Genomic DNA, 20567 nt, shown 5'->3' with positions numbered 1-20567 from the left:
AAGTTCCCTACAAACATATCCCGGGGCACGGACACTTCCCCGCGAGCGCGTGGCTCAGCGGCGCCTTCACTCCTTGGTCAGGGCGTCCACCACGTCCTCGGTACCGTCCTTGAACGGGAGGGTCTTGCCGATGGTCTCCGGCAGCTCCAGGACGGCGGCAGCCACCAGGGCAACGTTGGCCCGGGACGTCTGCGTGCCGTCATCGGGGTTTTCCGGATGCAGTTCGATCAACCCCGTGGCCGGCTCATCGGTCAGGCTGCCGGGTCCCAGGACTGTCCAGTTAAGGTCCGTGCCGCGCAGATAGTCATCGGCCGCAGCCTTGGACTCCGCGTAAGCGAAGAAGGGGTGGTCTTCCGGGACACCGTGCTCCTTGGAAGCACCAATGTAGGACACCATGACGTATCTCTTCACACCCGACTCCGCCGCAGCCTCCATGGAACGGATGGCAGCGTCCCGGTCCACGGCATAGGTCCTTGCGGGGTTGCCCCCGCCGGCCCCTGCGGACCAGACCACGGCATCGTGGCCCTGCAGCGCCTGGGCGAGTTCCGCCGTCGTCGAATGTTCAACGTCCAGCACCTCAGCGGAGGCCCCCGTTCCCGTGACATCCGCCACATGGTCGGGATTTCGGATGAAGGACGTGACGTCGTGACCTTCACCACTAAGAATCCGGGACAGATGCAGGGCCACTTTCCCGTGGCCGCCAATAATCGCGATTCGGCTCATGGACCCATTCTGTCCCAGAAAACAAAAAACCCCGCAGACAATATCTGCGGGGTCTTGCTCTGTAGCGGTGGGGAGGCTCGATCTCCCGACCTCACGATTATGAGTCGTGCGCTCTAACCAACTGAGCTACACCGCCACGGATGAGAAAAGCCTGCGTCAGCCGGTCAAACCGCCTTGACGCAGGCCCTCATCCAGAGCCCCCCACCGGAATCGATCCGGTGACCTCGTTCTTACCAAGAACGCGCTCTACCACTGAGCTAGGGGGGCAACGAGTAAATACTCTACCGGACGTTTTCAGAAGCTACAAATCGGCGAATCCAAAGGGAAAAATGGCCTCGACACAATTTGCAAAACAGCTGTTTACCTGATCTACAAACGGAGAAAATCAGGGCAGCCGAAGCACCTGTCCGGGGTAGATCTGATCCGGGTTGGGCACGGTATCTGCGTTCGTGGCGATCAAGGCACCGAGGTCCACACCGAACTGCGCGGCAATGCCACTCATGGTGTCCCCTTGCTCCACGACTACTTCAGTGACACGCGGTGCCACGGGCCCGGGCTGGCCCGTTGCTGCAGCTGCCTCTACAGCCGCCTCCTGGGCCTGTGACTGGATTTCCGGGGCGTCAGGATCCAAGCCCTCCTGCGACGCTTCCTCGGCGGCTGCGGCGTCTGCTGCGGCCTGTTGCCGCGCCGCTTGTGCCGCGGCAGCTTCGGCCGCGGACGTGTCCGCCGCTGAAACCTCGACGGCGGCAGCATCCTCTGCGGCCTGGGTCACCGCGGTGTGGTCCTCCACCGGCTCCGTCGCACCGCTTGCCCGCGCACCGCCGTCGTCGTGCTGTGCGCCCTTGTCTCCAAAGCCAAGGTTCTTCTTCACGTTATCCAGCAAACCCATGGAGCACCCTCCCTTGTTCTGTGGCCAGTCGGCCGGCACCTTGATCGTACGGCGGGTCGACGGCACATGTAACCCCGTTAACGCCGCAAGGGGCCGGCTCGAAAGCCGGCCCCTTGACGGGAACTACTTAGTGTTTACCACCTGGCGCTGTTTACCACTTGCCCTTGCGGTTGAAGTCGCGGTTGCTGCCTTCGCCGCCCGTGCGGGGCTTGCGGGCACCATCACCGTGGCCGCCGTAGCGCGAGCCGCTGGCCTGGCCACGATCGCGGTCGCCGTAGCTGCCCGAGGTGCGCTCGGCGCGGTCGCTGTAGGAGCGGCCACCACGGTCAGCGGAAGAACGCTCGCCATCGGACTTGCGGAACTCCTTCTTGAATCCGCCGTTGCCCTTGAAGTTGCCGCCACCGCGGTTGTCGCGGTCGCCGTAGCCGCCGCGCTCCCGGTTGGGCCTGCGGCCGTTGTCCAGCTCAAGGTGGATCAGCTCGCCGCCGATGCGGGTACGGGACAGTGCACGCAACTGCTCGGGGCTCAGGTCCGCCGGGAGCTCCACCAGGGAGTGGTCCGAGCGGATATCGATGCCGCCGATCTGTGCGGAGGAGATACCGCCTTCGTTGGCAATGGCCCCCACGATGGAACCCGGCATGACGCGCTGGCGGCGTCCGACGGCGATCCGGTAGGTGGCGTTGCCCTCGGTGAGCGGACGGGTCGGGCCACGGGAACCGAAGCCGTCCTTGGAGCGCTCACGCTTCTGGTACTCGGGAGCTGCGGGCAGTTCCTTGACCAGCAGGGGCTGTCCGCCCTGGGCCATGACGGCAAGAGCGGCGGCGATCTCGGCAGCCGGAACCTTGTGCTCTTCCTCGTAGGAGGCAATGAGATCGCGGAACAAGGCCACGTCCTCGGACTCAAGGGTCTCCGTGATGCGCTCGGCGAACTTGCCAAGACGCAGCGAGTTGACGGTCTCGGCCGTGGGAAGGTGCATCTGCTCCACCGTCTGGCGGGTGGCCTTCTCGATGGCACGGAGCAAGTACTTCTCGCGCGGCGTCATGAACAGCACGGCGTCACCGTTGCGGCCTGCACGGCCGGTCCGGCCGATGCGGTGCACGTAGGACTCGGTGTCGTGCGGAATGTCGTAGTTGATCACGTGGCTGATGCGCTCAACGTCAAGACCGCGGGCGGCGACGTCGGTGGCCACGAGGATATCAATGCGGCCTTCCTTGAGTGCGTCCACGGTGCGTTCACGCTGCTGCTGCGGGATGTCACCGTTGATGGCTGCCGCCTGGAAGCCACGGGACTTCAGCTTGTCGGCGAGGTCCTCGGTAGCCATCTTGGTCCGCACGAAGGCGATAACGCCGTCGAACTCTTCAACCTCGAGGATGCGGGTCAGGGCATCCAGCTTGTGGGGGCCCATGACCTGGAGGTAACGCTGGCGGATGTTGGTGCCCGTGGAGGTCTTGGACTTCACGGAAATCTCGGCAGGGTTGTTCAGGTACTGCTTGGACATGCGGCGGATCTGGCCGGGCATGGTGGCAGAGAACAAAGCGACCTGGCGGTCTTCCGGCGTCTGCTGGAAGATCTGCTCAACGTCGTCGGCGAAGCCCATGCGGAGCATTTCGTCAGCTTCGTCAAGCACCAGGTACTGGAGCTCGGAAAGGTCCAGGGAACCCTTGGCGATGTGGTCGATGACACGACCAGGGGTGCCGACAACAACCTGGGCACCGCGGCGAAGGCCAGCGAGCTGGGGGCCGTAGGCGGAGCCACCGTAGACAGGCAGCACGGTGAAGTCGTCAATGTGCTTGGCGTAGGACGTGAAGGCCTCGGCAACCTGGAGCGCCAGTTCACGCGTCGGAGCCAGGACCAGAGCCTGGGTCTTGCGGGACGGGCCGTTGAGGTCGTGGAGTTCGGCCAGGCGGGACAGCGCGGGAACAGCGAATGCCGCGGTCTTGCCGGTACCGGTCTGGGCCAGGCCAACGACGTCGCGACCCTCAAGGAGCAGCGGAATGGTTGCGGCCTGGATGGGCGACGGCTTTTCGTAGCCGACATCCTGCAGTGCGGCCAGGACGCGGCCGTCAATGCCGAGTTCGGCGAAACGGACGCCTTCTTCTTCGCCGTCCTTGGAGGCGGCGTCAGTTGAGGCGGGGGCCGCAGTTTCAGCTGCGGCATTCTCGACGGCGGCAGCGGCGGCAGCCGGTGCTTCAGCTTCGACAGTTTCAGCGTTCCGGGCGTCGAAGTCTTCGTTGAGATTTTCGGTCATAGGGAGAAATTCCTCATCCATAGGGCAGTCGGCGCGACCCGGTTGGGCTGGCCGCAGTACTTGTCGCGAAAACAGGAAATGGTGCCCTGCTTCCGCAAGAAGTCCGGCGCTGTCGCAATCCCATGGCAGGACTTCCCGCTGCATCTCTTGGCTGCTATCCCAGCAGTCTGTACAGCGTTTTCTTTAGCCGGCTCTCCCTATGAAAATGCCCGCACACAATTGCGGGCCCCAACACTTACCAGTCCTGCCTCAAGAATTGGGCAGGATAAAGGGAATTCCGGAGTGGGGGATGTTTCAAGTGTAGGGCACGCGGCATCCTCACCGCGAGTTAAGACCCCGTGACCACCGGGTGAGCTTGTTCACATCCTTGCCCGGGGCTGCTAGAGTCCGCTCCTTCGAAGCACTTTGTCGAACTCACGGTGGTAATCCTCTTGCAGGCGGATCTCCCCGTCCGCTTCGGCATCAAGCAGGATCTGCACCAGCTCCGGGGTGGGCTCACTGAACCACTGGCCCACGGTAATGCCGTGCTTGGGCACGAAGGTGCGGTGGATGTGGTCGCCGGCCGAGATACTTCCCGTCTTGATCACGCGCAGGTAAGAACCAACCCGCCCGGCGTCGGTAAAGCGCTTGACCCATTTGGGCTCCCCGAGCACGCGTTGAAACGTGGCGCAAGGGGTCCGGGGAGAGGTCACCTCAAGTTCGACGTCGAGGCCGATCTTCCACCGCTCGCCGATCACGGCACCTGTGGGGTCAATGCCTGCCACACGCAGGTTCTCTCCGAAGGTGCCTGCCGGAATGTCCCTCTGCAGCTCGCCGGACCAGTAATCGGCGTCTTCCTGCGAATAAGCGTAGACGGCTTGGTCTTCCCCGCCGTGGTGCACCCTGCTGGCCTGCACATCCCCGTGGATTCCCAGCTTGTGGACCTTGACCGGTCCTTCGACGGGCCTTTTGTCAATGGCGGTAACGCCCACGCTTCCCACGGGGTCGGGAAGCAATTGGTGGACGCGGCACACGGCAAGGACGGAAGCGGTGTTCATGGGCACCAGTCTACGGACGGACCGGCCAGCGGCTAAGGATCAAAACGGTAGCCCATCCCCGCTTCCGTATGCAGATGGCGCGGCTCCGCTGGATCACGCTCCAACTTCCGCCGCAACTGGGCAATGTAAACCCGCAGGTACTGGGTTTCCTTGGCATAGGCCTGCCCCCAGACCTGCGTGAGGATCTGCTGTTGGCTGACCAGCTTGCCCTTGTTCCGGACCAGCAACTCCAGGATGTTCCATTCGGTGGGCGTCAGCCGGACCTCGGTCCCGTCCTTCACGATCTTTTTCCCGGCGAGATCAACAATGAAGTCGGCGGTTGCCAGCGTGGGTTCTTCCCCTCCGGCCACCACGCGGCGTGAGGCCACCCGCAGCCGCGCAAGCAGCTCATCCAAACCGAAAGGCTTGGTCACGTAGTCGTCCGCACCGGCGTCGAGCGCCTCCACCTTGTCCTCCGAAGCATGGCGGGCGGACAAGACAATGATGGGCATGCTGCTCCAGCCGCGGATGCGGCGGATGATCTCCACGCCGTCGATGTCCGGAAGGCCCAGGTCCAGCACCACGATGTTGACCGGGTGCTTCGCGGCCGCGTTCAGGGCGTCGGCACCGTTTCCCACGGTCAGGGCCTGGTACCCATGGGCCTGGAGGGTGACCTGCATGGCCCGGGCGATGCGGGCCTCGTCTTCAACGATCAGAACCAGCGTCACAGCGGGTCACCGGTCCACAACGGCAAGGTGACCACCATGGTCAAGCCTCCACCCGGCGTCGGCTCCGCTGCGAGGCGGCCACCCATGGCCTCGGTGAATCCCTTCGCCACGGCCAGTCCCAACCCGACTCCGCCACCTGCCCCTGTCCCACCGGCAGTTGAGGCAGTGGACGAATCACCAAACCGCTGGAACGGCTGGAACATGGTGAGGACCTCCTCATGGCCGACGCCCTTGCCGTGGTCCGTGATCCGCAGTTCGCTGGCCGGCTGCTCCCCCACGGTGATGCCTTCGCCCGCCCTGGCTGTCAGCACGACATCCGAATCCGGGGCGTACTTCATGGCATTTTCAACGATATTGGCCACGACCCTTTCGAGCATCCCCGCGTCCGCCTGTACGGGAGGCAGGTTGGGCGGCAATTCGTTGCGCAGGCGCTCGTGCGGAACGCCCCGTAAAGCATCCGGGAGGACGTCCGCCCACACGATCCCGCTCAACAACGGGTTTACGGCGTCGGCGGTGATCCGGGACATGTCCAGGAGGTTGTCCACCAAGTGGTCCAGGCGGTCCGCATAATCCTCGATGGTTTCCAACAGCTCCCGCTCAACGTCCGGGGGAAAGCTCACGTCCTCCTGCCGAAGACTGCTGACAGCCAGCTTGATTCCTGCCAAGGGTGTCCTCAAATCGTGGGAAACCGCCCGAAGAATCGACGTGCGCATTTTGTTCCCCTCCGACAACCTCAGATTGTCACGCCTGCTCTTTACCAGCTGTTGCCGCTCCCTGACAGCCACCACGAACGCGCCGAAAGCCACCAGCATCCGCTGGTGGTGGGGCGACAACGGACCGCCGCGGAGCAGCAGCGTGTAGTGCGGATCGACGACGGCGGCGTGGTCGGCGGCGGCATGCGTCACCGGCGGATTCAGGCCGGCGGTGGCGAGGACCCGCCATTCAGGGGGCTCACCGTGGGTGGTGGTCCCTGTGCCTGTGGAACCCAGGAGGGTCACTGCGTCCATGCCGAGGTTGCCACGGACCTTCTCAAGGAACGTCTCAAGGCTGCCATCCGAACTCAGGATGCGAAGGGCAAGTTCACTGAGCGCAGTGGCCTCCGCGCCGGACCTCGCCGCTTCCTGTGCCCTCCGGCTGGCCAGGCCCACCGCCAACGCCACTCCGCAAGCCACCGCGAGGAAAACCACCAGGGTAAACAAGGTGGTGGGATCGGCGATGGACAACGATCCCACCGGGTCTGCCGAGAAATAGTTCAGCAGGAAACTTCCCAGCACGGCCGCAACCACCGCAGGCCACAAACCACCAATGGCGGCCACCGCCACGGCCACGGCAAGCTGAAGAAGCATGATCATGGAAAAGTTGCGGAAATTGAGGACCGTAACGGTCAGTTCCACCGCCGGCGGGAGCAGAAGCGCCAAGACCAGCCCTGCCGTGACCCGGCCGCGGCCAATGCCGCGCACCGTCGGAAACTTCAGCAGGGCGCCTTCATCACCGTTGCCGTGAGCCTCAGTTGCCGCCATGGCTACATCCTTGCACGGTTCCCGCGATGGGCACTTCTCCCCATATGCCGCGGGGATAAGTGCCTGCAGAGGGTGCAAGGACTAGGCTTGCTCTGAGCATTCTGGTCCGGCGGGGCGCCGGGCACACCACGGTCTATCCAGGGGGATATACATGGACCCGAAAGACAGCCCTGACGCGGCCGGCAACAATGGCAGCGGTGGGGACAACAACGACGGCTTGAACGCGGCCAACAACGCGCCCAAACCACCTCCATGGCAGGTACCCAAACCTGAGCTCCATCCCGAGTTGTTCACCCCGGTCGAGGACGGCCCCACGGGAAGCGGCAAACGGTCCAAGAACAAGAAGACCACTGGCGCACCCGTGGGAGCTCCCGCGGCTGGTAACACGGCAGGACAGGCTGGGCCGGGACAGCCCCTGCCCGTCGTTGACCCGTTTGAGCGTGAACGCGAACGTGAAGCCGCTGCCGCAGCGAAGAAAAAGAAGCGTTCCCAGCGCCGCACCATCGTGGTGGGGCTGGGCGTGACGGCCCTCCTGGCCGGAACGATCACCGCCATCGTGGCCTCCAACGAACAAGAGGCCGACTACGCCCAGGTCTGTTTCAACGAGGAAACCGGCGAGCGCGTGGACGACGACCAGTGCAACAACAGCAGTTCGGCAGGGCGGAGCTCCGGCGTTTATGCCTGGTACTTCTACTCGCGCGGCGCCAGCGTGCCCGCCGTCGGCCAGAACCGCAGCTCGTATCCCAGCGCTACGAAGACCGTCCCCCAGGGAGCCAAGACTTCCACGGGATACAGCACCAAGGGCGGCACGGTCAGTCGCGGTGGCTTCGGCAGCAGTTCCAAAAGCGGCGGAAGCTCGGGAGGCTAGGCGTGCGGCGACTGTCCTCCGTGCCTCGGCCGGACTGGAAGCAGAAGATCGAAGAGCAGGGCCTGGTTTTTTCGACCACCACCATGCCCGACGGCCGGAAGATCGAATACTGGAACGAATCGGCCTACTACGAGTTCACCATGGACGAGGTGGAGAAACTCGAGGAGACCGCCGAAGGCATGCACCTCATGTGTCTGGAGGCGGCGAAGTATCTTGCCACCGGGGCCATGGGCGACATCGGGATTGGGCGCCAGGCACTAGAACTGGCTGCAGAGTCGCTGCAGGCCGGGGACATGGACATCTACGGCCGTTTCGACTTCATCTATGACGGCGCCGGCGGCCCGGCCAAAATGCTGGAGTACAACGCCGATACCCCTACTGGTCTGATCGAGGCCTCGGTGGCTCAATGGTTCTGGTTGCAGGATGTTTTTCCGGAAAAGGACCAGTGGAACGGCATCCATGAGGCGTTGATCCGGCAGTGGCAAAAACTGCAGTACCGGACCGGAATGAGCACCCTGCACGTCGCCCACTCCGAAGCCGAGGAATCCGGCGAGGACTGGATGACGGCCGCCTACATGCGGGACGTGGCCAGCCAGGGCGGCTGGACCACCATCGGCATCAACATGTCGGACATCGGCTGGGATCCCAACCTGAATCGGTTCGTGGACCTGGACAACTTCATGATCAGCACCATGTTCAAGCTGTACCCCTGGGAATTGATGATGAAGGAGCCTTTCGGCCACCGTCTTCTGCAGCGTGCACACAATCCCCGCTGGGTGGAACCGGCCTGGAAGATGCTGCTGTCCAACAAGGCCCTCCTGGCTGCACTCTGGCATCTCTACCCCAACCACGAGAACCTGCTGCCCGCCTACCTCGGCGATCCCGGACCGCTGAAGGAATGGGTGGCCAAGCCCCTGCACGGCCGCGAAGGCGACAACATCCGCATCCACGCCCCCGGCATCGATATCTCGCAGCCCGGAGGCTACGGCCGCGAAGGCTGGTGCTACCAGCAGTACCACCCGCTTCCCGACTTTGACGGAAACCACCCCGTCCTCGGGCTCTGGGTGGTGGACGGCGAATCAGTCGGCTGCGGCATCCGCGAATCGGATGGCCCCATCACGGACTACTTCTGCCGCTTCGTCCCCAACACCATCGACGCCCCCGCGCCCGTCGCGCCCCCTGCTACTTCCTATGGAGCTGCACTATGAGCACTGAAACCTCGACGCCGGGTGGCGGCCCAGCGGGCGGCGACCGTACCGCCGTCGTACCTCCCAAAGGGCTCCACGCCGGAATCCTGGACCTCGGCGACTCCGTCATGCTGGGGCTTGCATCCACTGCACCGGTCTATTCGCTGGCGGCGACCCTGGGGCTCATCGTTGCCGTCAACGGGAACTACACGCCGCTCATTCTTGTGCTGGGATTCATTCCTGTCCTGTTCATTGCCTACGCGTTCCGCGAGCTCAACAGCGCCATGCCGGACTGTGGAACCACGTTCTTCTGGGCACGCAAAGCGTTCGGGCCGTGGGCGGGCTGGCTGGGCGGCTGGGGCGTGGCCCTGGCTGGGATCGTGGTCCTGGCAAACCTTGCCCAGATCGCTGGAAAGTACCTTTGGCTGCTGATTGGCGATGGCTCCCTGGCGGAGAATAAATGGCTGGTGACCGCCACGGGCGTACTGTTCATCGTGTTCATGACCTACGTCAACCATCGAGGCATCAGGTTGGGTGAACACGTCCAGCGGACATTGACGTACATCCAGTACATTTCCCTGGGCATTTTTGCCGTGGCAATTATCTTCCGGATCGCAGGCGGTGCTCCCGAGGGGCAGGCCTTCGACTTTGAGTGGTTCAATCCTGCGGGCGCTTTTGCCGACCCGGGAGCAGTGGTCCACGGCGCCCTGCTGGCCCTGTTCATCTACTGGGGCTGGGACACCTGCCTGGCGCTGAATGAAGAAACCGAAAACCCGGCCAAAACCCCGGGCCGTGGTGCCGTTATCTCCGCCTCAGTGCTGGTGGCAATCTACGTGTCCGTGGCCCTGCTGGTGATGATGTACGCCACGATCGGAACCGATGGTATCGGCCTCGGTAATGAGGCCAACCAGGACGATGTCTTCCTGGCAATGAAGGATGTTGTTCTCGGTCCGTGGGGATGGCTGATTGTGGTGGCGGTGCTGGCCTCTGTCCTCTCCTCCACCCAGACCACCATCCTTCCGACGGCCCGCGGCACCCTGTCCATGGGTGTCCATGGCGCCCTTCCCCCGCGCTTCGGAAAGGTCCATGAGCGATTCATGACGCCGGGGTTCTCAACCCAGGTGATGGGGGCCGTGGCGGTGGTCTACTACGTGGCCATGAGCTTCCTCAGCGAGAACCTGCTCTCGGACTCCATCAGTGCCATCAGCCTGTTCATCGCGTTCTACTATGCGCTCACCGGGTTCTCTTGTGTCTGGTACTTCCGTGCGACCCTGCGGGATTCCGCCCGCAACCTCTGGTTCCGCGGCATCCTGCCGTTCCTGGGAGCCTTGTCCCTGACGGCGGCGTTCTTCATCTCCGCGGTGCAGATGTGGGATCCGTCCTACGGCGATACGCAGATCTTCGGCATCGGTGGCGCGTTTGTCAGTGGCGTGCTGCTGCTGGCCCTGGGCGTGGTCCTGGCTGTCGTATGCCGCTTCGCCCCTTCCACCCGCGGCTACTTCACGGGTGAACGGGCCGACGCCGGCGTGGTTCGCGGCGAGTAGGCCGGGTTGCCGTTTCCTGCGGCCCCGGCTTAGGACCTCGCTTAGGAGCGGGCAGCCCACTGGCGCAGGCGGGTAGGAACGTCCGGCACTTCTTCGGTGCGGATGGAGTTCCTGCGCAGGGCTGCCAACCAGGAGAGGAGGATGGCCGCCGCGCAGAAAACACCGGCGCTGGAGGCCATGATCCACAGACCGGGCGTCTGGACATCCAGGTTGGCTGCGCCGAGTGCGGTACCAATGGTCTTCGGGGAGAAGAAAAACACCAGCGTGGAGACGGTAAGAACGATCCCCATCACCGTCCGTTGGGTCTTCAGACGCGCCGGGGTGTCCTTGATGGTCCAAGCGAACGCCGGCAGGACCACGGCCATCCAGACCCAGTGGTGGGACCAGGAAACCGGGCTGACGAGCAGCATGGCCAGTGCCGTCGTCGAAATGGCAACAACGCGGGCGCCCTGGGCGCTGGCGGCCCTGATGAGAACGGCAGCCAAAACCAGCGTCAACAGGCTCAATGCAATCCAAGGGAGCGTCACGGCGTCCTGAGGGACTCCGAAGTGCAACAATGCACCCTTGATGGAGAGGTTGTCCACGTAGCCGGCTCCGCCGATGCGGGACGTGTCGGGAAGGATTTCCAGCCAGAATTTCAGGGATTCCGACGGGCGCAGCAACCACGCAAACAGGATTGTGGATACGAAGCCCACGGACATATTCGCCAGCCCACGCCAGTCCTTGCGCATCAGGAAATACAGGCCGAACACCAAGGGCGTCAGCTTGATGCCGGCGGCAACGCCAACAAGGAAGCCGCTTCCCCGGAACCTCCTGCGCTTGGACACGCCGCCGAGCAGGTCCACCACCATCAGGCCCATCAGCAGAATATTGATCTGGCCGAAGGCCAACGTCTCTCGCCACGGTCCCAGTAAAAGGATTGCCAGGAACAACGCCGCAGCTGTCCAACAGCTCCTCGCCGAGGAAAGTGCGCTCCGCAGGTCCGGTTTGGATGACCAGTAACGGACAATCGTGACAGCCACCCACGCTGCCACCACCACACCGACGCCGTTGAACACGTTGAGCGCCAAGGATTGGGGCAGGCGGGCCGACAACCCGAACACCAGCGCGGCAAACGGTGGGTACGTGAACGGCAGGTGCGGCCCTCCGGCCGATGCCACTGTGGGGCCATAGAGGTCCGACGGCGAGGAGCCTGCTTGGTTCAGGATGCTCCCACCGAACCAGTAGACGCTGAAGTCCAGGCCCTGCTTGGCCCAGTCCGCGAGCAACATCCACACCGGCAAAGCCACTACGGCCACAGGCAGCAGGCGCAGGAGCAACGGCGAGGCCTGGGCCGTTGTGTTCGGCCGCGCGGCGTCCGTTCCGGTCCGTAAATCGACGTCGGGCAGTGCCATCCAAAATCCCCCAAGTAAGCAAAGTCGCACGGGGGAAGTGTGCCGCCCCCGCATCCCATACTACTGAAGGGCCTTCCGAGGCCCTGCGGCCCGGCTGGTCCGCAGGGTCCGGCACTCCCCCTAGGATGCTGGAATGAGCGATTCAACGACGAACACCTCCGACGTCCTGGCCCTGGATTCCCTTCTTTCCGACGACGAACTCGCCGTCCGCGACAAAGTCCGCGATTACACCACCCAAAGGATCCGTCCGAATATTTCCCGCTGGTACGAGGACGCGGTCTTTCCCCGGGAGATCGCCCCGGAACTTGGCGAGCTGGGCGTCCTCGGCATGCACCTGGAGGGTTACGGCTGCCCCGGCCGGACCGCCGTCGAATATGGCCTGGCGGCGATGGAGCTGGAAGCCGGCGATTCAGGCATCCGGACCTTTGTTTCGGTGCAGGGTTCGCTCGCCATGACCGCCATTCATCGTTGGGGATCGGAGGCACAGAAGGAGGAGTGGCTTCCACGGATGGCTGCCGGTGAGCTGATCGGCTGCTTCGCTTTGACTGAACCTACGGCTGGCTCGGACCCTTCCTCCATGACCACGACCGCCCGGCAGACCAGCGATGGATGGGTGCTGGATGGAGCCAAGCGCTGGATCGGCCTCGCCTCGATCGCGGACATCATGGTGGTGTGGGCCCGGACGGACGACGGAATCAGGGGCTTCCTGGTCCCCGCCGGTGCCCAGGGCGTCACCGCCACGCCCATTGAGCCAAAGCTTTCAATGCGCGCCTCGGTCCAGTGCGATGTAACGTTCGACGCCGTTCGGCTGGCTCCGGAGGCGATCCTCCCGGGTGCCATGGGTCTTCGCGGCCCATTTTCCTGCCTGAACGAGGCACGCTACGGGATCGCCTGGGGTGCCATGGGAGCGGCCCGCGATTCCTACGAAGCCGCCCTTTCCTACGCGGGTGAACGCTTGCAGTTCGGACGTCCCTTGGCCGGTTACCAGCTAACGCAGGAGAAGCTGGTCAACATGCTCCTGGAGATCCAGAAGGGCACCTTGCTGGCCCTCCACCTGGGCCGGCTGAAGGACGCCGGGCACCTCCAGCCACAGCAGATTTCGCTGGGCAAGCTCAACAATGTCCGCGAAGCCATCAAGATCGCCCGCGAGGCCCGGACCATCCTGGGCGGCAACGGCGTCACGCTGGACTACTCACCGCTGCGGCACGCGAACAACCTGGAGTCGGTGCGCACCTACGAGGGAACCGACGAGGTCCACACCCTGATCCTGGGCCAGCACATCACGGGTCTGTCGGCCTTCCGCGGCTAACCCACCCCAACTAGGGGACAGCAAACGTCGCTACGGGGGCTCAATGGGACGTTTGCTGTCCCCTGGTTGGGTCCGGGAGGATCACCAACTTGAGGAACCCACTCAGGCCCTTGGTTACGTCGACCCGGTCCGGGGCAAGGAGCCACTGGGTTTGGAGGCCGTCCCAAAGAGCCACCAGCGATGTTGCTGCTTCCTCGGGATCGACGCCGGGCCGCAGCCTGCCGTCTGCTGCAAGCTCGCCGAAACGACGGGCATAGCTTGCCCGCAATCGCTCGAAGCGTGCGGTGAAGTAGTCCCTGCCGGGATGCTCATCCGTGACTGATTCCGCACACAGGACCGTGTAGAGCTCGATCACCCCGGGGATGTTCTCGTTGTACAGCGCCGTCCGGATGACCGAGTCCGCCAAGCCCTCTTCCATGTCATCAGGGAAGGCTCCGCCGGTGATCTCGTCACGCCGTTCCAGGACCGACATCAGGAGGTCGCGCTTGGACGGGAAGTAGTGCAGGAGGCTGGTCTGGCTCATGCCCGCACGGTCAGCGACTTCCTGCAACGATCCCCCGCGGTATCCCCGCGCGGCAAACACCGCGTGGGCTGCATCCAGGATCGTCTGGCGCCGTTCCTCGGATTTCGCGTAAGGGCCACGCCTCGCTGCCCGGCCCGCATCCTTTGTGGTCATGGCTAGCCAGTGTACGTGGAACGTCATTGCCTTGAAATTCGAGTAGTCACTCGATTTTTCTGTTACCGTGGTCACAATCGACGCGCCGCACACGCTTTCCGGGTGCGCTGCAGCGTCAACCCGACACAAAGAGGTGAAGGCTCATGACCGGTTTCAGTCGAAGACAACTCCTGGCAGCAGGCCTGGGAACAGCCGCCATGGGCCTGCTTTCCGGCTGCGCCACCCCGGGAACCCACTCCGTCAACGCCGCACCGACCATCCCCGCCGCCAACGGTCCCGTGCGGCTCACCTACTGGGCGTGGCTGAAGGACTTCCAGAATGTTGCCGACGTGTGGAACGCTGCCAACCCCGACGTCCAAGTGGACGTGGTGTGGATCCCTGGCGGCAACGCGGGCGGGTACCAAAAGCTGTACTCAGCACTGGCAGCCGGGGGCGGGCCGGATCTGGCCCAGGTGGAACTGCGGTCGATCCCGGAGTTCATGCTGGTGAACGGGCTGGTGGATGTCTCCCGGTACGGAGCCAACGACCATCAGCACCTGTACGATCCCACCCTCTGGAAGCAGGTCAGCTACACGGGCGGAGTCTACGGAATCCCCCAGGACTCGGGTCCGATGGCCATGTTCCATCAACCGGCCCTCCTGGACAAAGTGGGCGGAACTCCACCTAAAACGTGGGAGGAATGGGCGGGGCTGGCCCGCGAGCTTCGTTCCGTGGACACGTACCTGGACTGCTTCCCGATCAGCGACGCCTCCCCTTTCGCTTCCTTTGCCGGACAGGCAGGCGCTGCCTGGCTCCGGCCCGAGGAAGACGGCTGGGTCATCAACATGACGGACGACGCGACGCTCAACACTGCCCGCTTCTTCGATAAAGCGATCGACGACGACCTCGTCACCACCGCCTACGGTGCCTTCTCCCCCGGCTGGTTCGCCGCGGCGGGCAAAGGTGGCATTGCCTCCACCATCACCGGAAGCTGGGGTGATGCCCTGGTGCAGGGCGTCGCCGGTTCCGAAGGAAAATGGCGCGTTTCCCCTATGCCAACTTGGGGTGCCACCGGCTTCGGTTCCAGCTACCTCGGCGGATCCACCGCTGCGGTCCTGGCCAACAGCAAGCATCCCAAGGAAGCAGTGGACTTCGCAGTCTGGCTGACTACCTCGAAAGAGGGAATCGACTCCGAAATCAAGAACAGCGGCATCGGATGGTCTCCCAATCCTGGCTTCATTGGCACGGACCGCCAACAGCCATCGGCGTTCTTCGGGGGTCAAAACTACAACCAGGAGGTCTTCGTTCCGGCCGCACAGCAGCAAAACCCTGAATGGTCCTGGTGGCCGGTGACCCAGCAGTCCTTCAACATCCTCAGTGACGGGTTCCGCAAGAAGGCCTTCGGTACGTCCTTGGTGGACTCCATTGCAGCCTCGGAGCAGCAGATCATCACCGTTTTCAAGAACAAGGGCCTAACCATCCGAAAGGAAACGGCATGACGACCACCCGCACTGCAACCACCGCGCAACGTCCCGTCGCGGCGGCCGGCCGCGCCAAGAGGACAGGCGCCGCGGCACGGGCACCCTGGCTCCTGCTCGCACCTTTTCTGGCACTCTTCGTCCTGACGTTCCTGCTTCCCATTGTTGTGGCCCTGCTGTCCAGCTTCACCAAAGTGACCCGGAGCGGACTCTTCGGAGAGGCGGGTGTTAGCAGCGAATTCGCCGGGTTCGGCAACTACGCACAGGCCCTTGCCGACGGCAGCTTCGTAGCGTCAATCGGCCGGATGCTGTTGTTCGGCATCGTTCAGGTTCCGGTCATGATCGTCCTTTGCACCGTCCTTGCCCTGATGTTGGAATCGGCCTCCGCCAAGTGGCCGGGATTCTTCCGGGCAGCCTATTTCATGCCCTACGGCGTCCCCGGAGTGATCGCCACCATCCTGTGGTCCTTCCTCTACGTCCCCGGCCTCAGTCCCCTCTTCGACGCTGCCAAGCTCGTAGGACTGACCCCCGATTTCCTGGGTGCCAACAGCGTGCTGTGGTCCATCGCCAACATTGTCACCTGGAGCTACACCGGGTACAACATGCTCATCATCGTGGCGCAGCTGAAGGCCATCCCGGTGGAACTGTACGAGGCGGCAAAAGTCGATGGGGCTTCGACGTGGCGGGTGGCCCGGAGCATCCAGCTCCCCCTGATCCGTCCCGCCCTCATGCTCACCACAGTGTTCTCCATTATCGGAACGCTGCAGTTGTTCGCCGAAGCGCAGGTCCTCAAGACCGTGGCCCCCGCCATCGACAGCCAGTACACGCCGAACCTCAGCGCCTACACGACGGCCTTTGCCTACAACGACTACAACGTTGCGGCCGCCCAGTCGGTCATCATCGCCGTGGCTGCGTTCGCCCTTTCCTTCGCCTTCCTCGCACTCACGAACAGGAAGTCATCATGACCGCGACAGCTACCAAACCCTCCACCACCGCACGAAGCCAACAACCCGCAGGCCAAGACCGATCAGCCGGACGACGGCGGTCCTCCTCCATCGTCGTCACCGCCCTTCTGGTGGTGGTAGCGCTCTACTTCCTGATCCCCGTCTACTGGGTCCTGGTGGCCTCCACCAAATCCACTGCCGATCTGTTCTCCACCAACGGATTCCTCTTCGCTCCGACGTTCTCGCTTTGGGAAAACCTGGGCCGGGTCCTCAGCTATGATCAAGGCATTTTCGGCCGCTGGTTCCTGAACTCGGCCATCTACGCCGGTGTTGGGGCACTCCTGGCCACGTACTTTGCTGCGGCAGGCGGTTATGCCCTGGCCAAGTACGAGTTCAAAGGACGCAACCTGGTGTTCGGTACCATCCTGGGCGGTGTGCTCGTTCCGGGAACGGCCACTGCCCTGCCGCTCTTCCTGCTGTTCAGCCAAATGGGCCTTGCCAACACGTACTGGAGCGTCCTGCTGCCATCGCTGGTCTCCCCTTTTGGGCTGTTCCTTTGCCGGATCTATGCGCAGGCCACTGTGGACACTTCGCTGATCGAAGCGGCAAGGATCGACGGCGCCGGTGAGTTGCGGATCTTCCACACGATTGGGCTCAAGGTCCTGACGCCGGCCCTGGTAACCGTATTCCTTTTCCAGCTGGTGGGCATTTGGAACAACTACTTCCTGCCGTTGGTCATGTTGTCCGATTCCGAGCTCTACCCCATCACTCTTGGCTTGAACAACTGGCTCAGCCAAGTGGACCGTTTGCCCGAATTCTATGAACTGACCACAGGCGGAGTGCTGCTCTCCATCATTCCCCTCAGCATCGCCATGATTGTCCTGCAGCGCTTCTGGCGCGGAGGACTGACAGAAGGAGCCGTGAAGTAAATGAACGCCCCAGCAGTAACCGGCTACATCACAGATACCGGCCCCGGAACGGGCAACCGCCTCCCGGCCAGATCGTGGCTGCATTCGGATGCTCCTGCCCTCTCCTTGAATGGCCAGTGGCGCTTCCGCCTTCTGCCCGGCGCTCCCGGCACACCCGGGGGACGCGGAGTGCTGCCTGCCGGAGAAGCGGTTGAGGGCGTGGCCGAAGAGTCCCTGGACGACTCCGGCTGGGACTGGATCCCTGTCCCAGCCCACTGGGTGCTGGAAGGGGACGGCGCCTACGGCCGCCCCATCTACACCAACGTCCAGTTCCCCTTTCCCATCGAAGCACCGCACGTCCCTGACCAGAACCCCACCGGCGACTACCGTCGCACCTTCGAGCTCCCGGAGGACTGGAACCTCACTGACAGGACAGCCCTCCGTTTCGATGGCGTGGAGTCCCGCTACAAGGTGTGGCTCAACGGAACCGAAATCGGCGTGGGCACCGGCAGCAGGCTGGCGCAGGAATTTGACGTCACGGAAGCACTCCGGCCGGGCACCAACGTCCTGGCCGTCCGGGTCCACCAGTGGTCGGCGTCCAGCTACGTCGAAGACCAGGACCAGTGGTGGATGCCCGGAATTTTCCGTGATGTCACGCTCCAGGCACGCCCCGGGAAGGGACTCGACGACGTCTGGTTGCGGACGTCCTACACGGCCGGCTCCGGCGCCATCGAGCCCGAGGTCACGGCATCGGCGGCCGCCTACCCCATTCGCCTGTCGGTCCCTGAACTGGACGTCGACGTCGTCTGGGACTCCCCGGCCGACGTCGCCCCGGTGGCGATCACCGGCGTCGAACCTTGGTCTGCTGAGGTGCCGCGCCTCTACAACGCGAGCGTCGCAAGCCAAGGCGAGACCATCTCCCTGCGCCTCGGGTTCCGCACGGTGGAGATCAAGGGCGACCAGTTCCTGGTCAATGGTCGGCGGGTGGTCTTCCACGGCGTGAACCGCCACGAGACACATCCCGATCGCGGGCGGGTGTTCAACGAGGACTTCGCCCGCGAGGACCTGGCCCTGATGAAGCGGTTCAACGTGAACGCGATCCGCACCAGCCACTATCCGCCGCACCCCCGATTGCTGGACATCGCCGACGAACTGGGCTTCTGGGTGATCCTGGAGTGCGACCTGGAGACCCACGGTTTCGAGCGGCACGGCTGGGTGGGCAACCCCAGTGACGACCCCGCCTGGCGCGAAGCGTACGTGGACCGCATGGAACGGACCGTGGAACGGGACAAGAACCACCCCTCCATCATCATGTGGTCCCTCGGCAACGAGTCCGGTACCGGCGCCAACCTGGCTGCGATGTCCGCCTGGACCCATGCCCGCGACACCGGCCGCCCCGTCCACTACGAGGGCGACTACACCGGCGCCTACACGGACGTCTACTCACGGATGTACTCCTCCGTGCCTGAAACCGAAGCGATCGGCCGCGACGATTCGCGCTCACTGCTGCTGGGTTGCTCCGCCGCGGAATCGGCCCGGCAGCGCACCAAGCCGTTCATCCTGTGCGAGTACGTGCACGCCATGGGCAACGGCCCCGGCGCAATCGACCAATACGAGGACCTTGTGGACCGGTACCCGAAGCTGCATGGTGGCTTCGTCTGGGAATGGCGGGACCACGGAATCCGCACCACCACCGCCGATGGCACGGAGTTCTTCGCCTACGGCGGGGACTTCGGCGAGGTGGTCCACGACGGCAACTTCGTCATGGACGGCATGGTGCTTTCGGACTCCACGCCCAGCCCGGGACTTTTCGAGTACAAGCAGGTCGTGGCACCGATCCGCTTGGGCTTCTCCACCGAAACGCACGACGGCGGTGCCCGCCACTTCATCACGGTCGCCAACCTGCGGCACACGGCTGACGCGTCCGACGTCGTGCTTCGCTGGCGTCTTGAGCGTGACGGGGAGCCGGGCGCTTCTGGAGAGTTCGACGTCACCGATTCCAATGGTGCGCCACTGGCCGCAGGTCGGACCGCCATCATGGAACTTCCCCGGCTGGCCATCGCAGAAACGGGCGAACAGTGGCTGACCGTGGAGGCAGTGCTCGGAAAGGACACAGCCTGGGCGACGACTGGCCACGTGATCTCCGTGGCGCAGCTGGCGCTGTCAGGGCCGAGGACACCTGTCACCCCGCCCCGGCCGCAGCCTGCGGCTTATCGGCGTTCCGAGGACGTGGCTCCCAGCGTGACGCTTGGCCCGGCGGTCTTTGATCACGGCCGCCTGGTGTCCCTGGCGGGGCTTCCGGTCTCCGGTCCGCGGCTGGAGTTGTGGCGTGCCCCCACGGATAACGACGCCGGTGCGGGGCGCGGCAGTTACGACCTCGCCGATCCGTGGCTCAACAATGGCGACGGTGTTCCGGCTCCTTCCATGGAAAGCATCTGGCGTGCTGCCGGCCTGGACCGGCTCACGGGCCGGGTGGAAAGCATGTTCTCCAGCGACGACGGGGTTTCTGTCCGAACCCGGTACGCCGCCGCCGACACCGCGTGCTGGGTGTCGGTGGAGGAAAACTGGCAACTGGCCGATGGCGGGCTGTCGCTACGGGTGGAGATCGTTCCGGGCTCAGGTTGGGACATCATCTGGCCGCGGGTGGGAATCCGCTTCGACCTGCCCGGCTCCGTGGACGGGGCCGCCTGGTTCGGAACCGGCCCCCGTGAGTCGTACCCGGACAGCATGCGCGCCGCGTTGGTTGGACGTTATTCCGCCGGTATCGACGATTTGTCCGTGCGTTACGCCAAGCCCCAGGAATCCGGCCACAGGAGTGCGGTCAGATCACTGGACCTGCACAACAGCGGTGCTCCCTGGCTCCAGTTCCAGGCGGTGCCGGACTCCCGCGATCGCCTCCCGGGCTTTGCGCTTGCCCGGCACACAGCGCAGGAGATTTCCGCAGCCGCCCACCCGCACGAGCTCCCCGAGAGCCAGGGCAGCTACCTGTACCTGGACGCGGCCCAGCATGGACTGGGGTCCAGGGCTTGCGGGCCGGATGTGTGGCCGGACTTCGCTTTGCGTCCGGAGGCCCGAACCCTGACGTTCCGGATCACCGAAGCGGGCTAGCCCCTCCCCGTTGTGGGGCCCGCTCTGCCTGCTATTCCTGCCGGATGG

The 20567-nt window shown here is 64.0% G+C and carries 16 protein-coding genes and 2 tRNA genes; 8 read left to right on the top strand and 10 right to left on the bottom strand.

Translation table 11 applies throughout. The features are described 5' to 3' along the window. Nucleotides 1–66 precede the first annotated feature (66 nt). The 8 genes from FDP28_RS04265 to FDP28_RS04230 all read right to left on the bottom strand — a co-directional run bounded on the left by FDP28_RS04265 (nucleotide 67) and on the right by FDP28_RS04230 (nucleotide 7124). On the bottom strand, nucleotides 67–723 hold the full coding sequence (locus tag FDP28_RS04265; RefSeq protein ID WP_144659359.1) for an NAD(P)-binding oxidoreductase: 657 nt from the start codon (nucleotides 721–723) through the stop codon (nucleotides 67–69). Nucleotides 724–785: 62 nt separating this feature from the next. Continuing rightward, nucleotides 786–859, bottom strand: a tRNA-Met gene (locus FDP28_RS04260). 59 nt (nucleotides 860–918) lie between these two features. Next, nucleotides 919–990, bottom strand: a tRNA-Thr gene (locus FDP28_RS04255). Nucleotides 991–1108: 118 nt separating this feature from the next. Beyond that, nucleotides 1109–1612 (bottom strand): LysM peptidoglycan-binding domain-containing protein, encoded by a 504-nt coding sequence (locus tag FDP28_RS04250; RefSeq protein ID WP_144659358.1) that lies wholly within the window; start codon nucleotides 1610–1612, stop codon nucleotides 1109–1111. Between the two features lie 151 nt (nucleotides 1613–1763). Continuing rightward, on the bottom strand, nucleotides 1764–3860 hold the full coding sequence (locus FDP28_RS04245; protein WP_144659357.1) for a DEAD/DEAH box helicase: 2097 nt from the start codon (nucleotides 3858–3860) through the stop codon (nucleotides 1764–1766). 380 nt (nucleotides 3861–4240) lie between these two features. After that, nucleotides 4241–4897 carry an MOSC domain-containing protein gene (locus FDP28_RS04240; RefSeq protein WP_144659356.1) on the bottom strand — a complete coding sequence of 219 codons (657 nt, stop codon included), beginning with the start codon at nucleotides 4895–4897 and terminating at the stop codon, nucleotides 4241–4243. Between the two features lie 32 nt (nucleotides 4898–4929). Further along, entirely contained in the window at nucleotides 4930–5604 is a 675-nt protein-coding gene (locus tag FDP28_RS04235) for a response regulator (RefSeq protein WP_144659355.1), read from the bottom strand. Further along, nucleotides 5601–7124, bottom strand: a complete 1524-nt coding sequence (locus tag FDP28_RS04230; protein WP_144659354.1) for a sensor histidine kinase — start codon at nucleotides 7122–7124, stop codon at nucleotides 5601–5603. The genes FDP28_RS04235 and FDP28_RS04230 overlap by 4 nt, the downstream gene beginning before the upstream one ends. 151 nt (nucleotides 7125–7275) lie before the next feature. On the opposite strand from FDP28_RS04230, the gene FDP28_RS04225 reads away from it, so the two are divergent. Genes FDP28_RS04225 through FDP28_RS04215 form a run of 3 tightly spaced genes read left to right on the top strand, consistent with a single transcriptional unit; the run spans nucleotide 7276 to nucleotide 10723 of the window. Further along, nucleotides 7276–7992, top strand: a complete 717-nt coding sequence (locus FDP28_RS04225; protein WP_144659353.1) for a Tat pathway signal protein — start codon at nucleotides 7276–7278, stop codon at nucleotides 7990–7992. A gap of 2 nt (nucleotides 7993–7994) precedes the next feature. After that, a complete protein-coding gene (locus FDP28_RS04220; RefSeq protein ID WP_144659352.1) occupies nucleotides 7995–9200 on the top strand; it encodes a glutathionylspermidine synthase family protein in 1206 nt (401 codons plus the stop codon). Then, on the top strand, nucleotides 9197–10723 hold the full coding sequence (locus tag FDP28_RS04215; RefSeq protein ID WP_144659351.1) for an APC family permease: 1527 nt from the start codon (nucleotides 9197–9199) through the stop codon (nucleotides 10721–10723). Before FDP28_RS04220 ends, FDP28_RS04215 begins: the two co-directional genes overlap by 4 nt. A 41-nt stretch (nucleotides 10724–10764) precedes the next feature. On the opposite strand, the gene FDP28_RS04210 is transcribed toward FDP28_RS04215, so the two are convergent. After that, entirely contained in the window at nucleotides 10765–12117 is a 1353-nt protein-coding gene (locus FDP28_RS04210; protein WP_260842326.1) for a glycosyltransferase 87 family protein, read from the bottom strand. 133 nt (nucleotides 12118–12250) lie between these two features. On the opposite strand from FDP28_RS04210, the gene FDP28_RS04205 reads away from it, so the two are divergent. After that, nucleotides 12251–13426 carry an acyl-CoA dehydrogenase family protein gene (locus FDP28_RS04205; RefSeq protein ID WP_144659350.1) on the top strand — a complete coding sequence of 392 codons (1176 nt, stop codon included), beginning with the start codon at nucleotides 12251–12253 and terminating at the stop codon, nucleotides 13424–13426. A gap of 40 nt (nucleotides 13427–13466) precedes the next feature. On the opposite strand, the gene FDP28_RS04200 is transcribed toward FDP28_RS04205, so the two are convergent. Further along, nucleotides 13467–14102, bottom strand: a complete 636-nt coding sequence (locus FDP28_RS04200; protein WP_186313502.1) for a TetR/AcrR family transcriptional regulator — start codon at nucleotides 14100–14102, stop codon at nucleotides 13467–13469. Nucleotides 14103–14245: 143 nt separating this feature from the next. Between FDP28_RS04200 and FDP28_RS04195 the strand changes: the two genes are divergently transcribed. From FDP28_RS04195 to FDP28_RS04180, 4 genes are read left to right on the top strand one after another with little or no spacing between them, the layout of a single operon-like run. After that, nucleotides 14246–15580, top strand: coding sequence for an ABC transporter substrate-binding protein (locus tag FDP28_RS04195; protein WP_144659349.1), 1335 nt, complete (start codon nucleotides 14246–14248; stop codon nucleotides 15578–15580). Then, a complete protein-coding gene (locus tag FDP28_RS04190) occupies nucleotides 15577–16524 on the top strand; it encodes a carbohydrate ABC transporter permease (protein WP_144659348.1) in 948 nt (315 codons plus the stop codon). The genes FDP28_RS04195 and FDP28_RS04190 overlap by 4 nt, the downstream gene beginning before the upstream one ends. Then, the gene (locus FDP28_RS04185; RefSeq protein ID WP_144659347.1) at nucleotides 16521–17432 is read left to right on the top strand and encodes a carbohydrate ABC transporter permease; all 912 of its coding nucleotides are present in this window, start codon (nucleotides 16521–16523) and stop codon (nucleotides 17430–17432) included. The genes FDP28_RS04190 and FDP28_RS04185 overlap by 4 nt, the downstream gene beginning before the upstream one ends. Then, a complete protein-coding gene (locus tag FDP28_RS04180; RefSeq protein ID WP_186313501.1) occupies nucleotides 17433–20519 on the top strand; it encodes a glycoside hydrolase family 2 TIM barrel-domain containing protein in 3087 nt (1028 codons plus the stop codon). Nucleotides 20520–20567: the final 48 nt, after the last annotated feature.

Origin of the sequence: Paenarthrobacter nicotinovorans, from assembly GCF_007670255.1 — a bacterium.
Classification (GTDB): Bacteria; Actinomycetota; Actinomycetes; order Actinomycetales; family Micrococcaceae; genus Arthrobacter; species Arthrobacter nicotinovorans_B.
The sequence above is the reverse complement of the archived record's forward strand: the minus strand, read 5'-3'. Positions and strand labels throughout refer to the sequence as shown.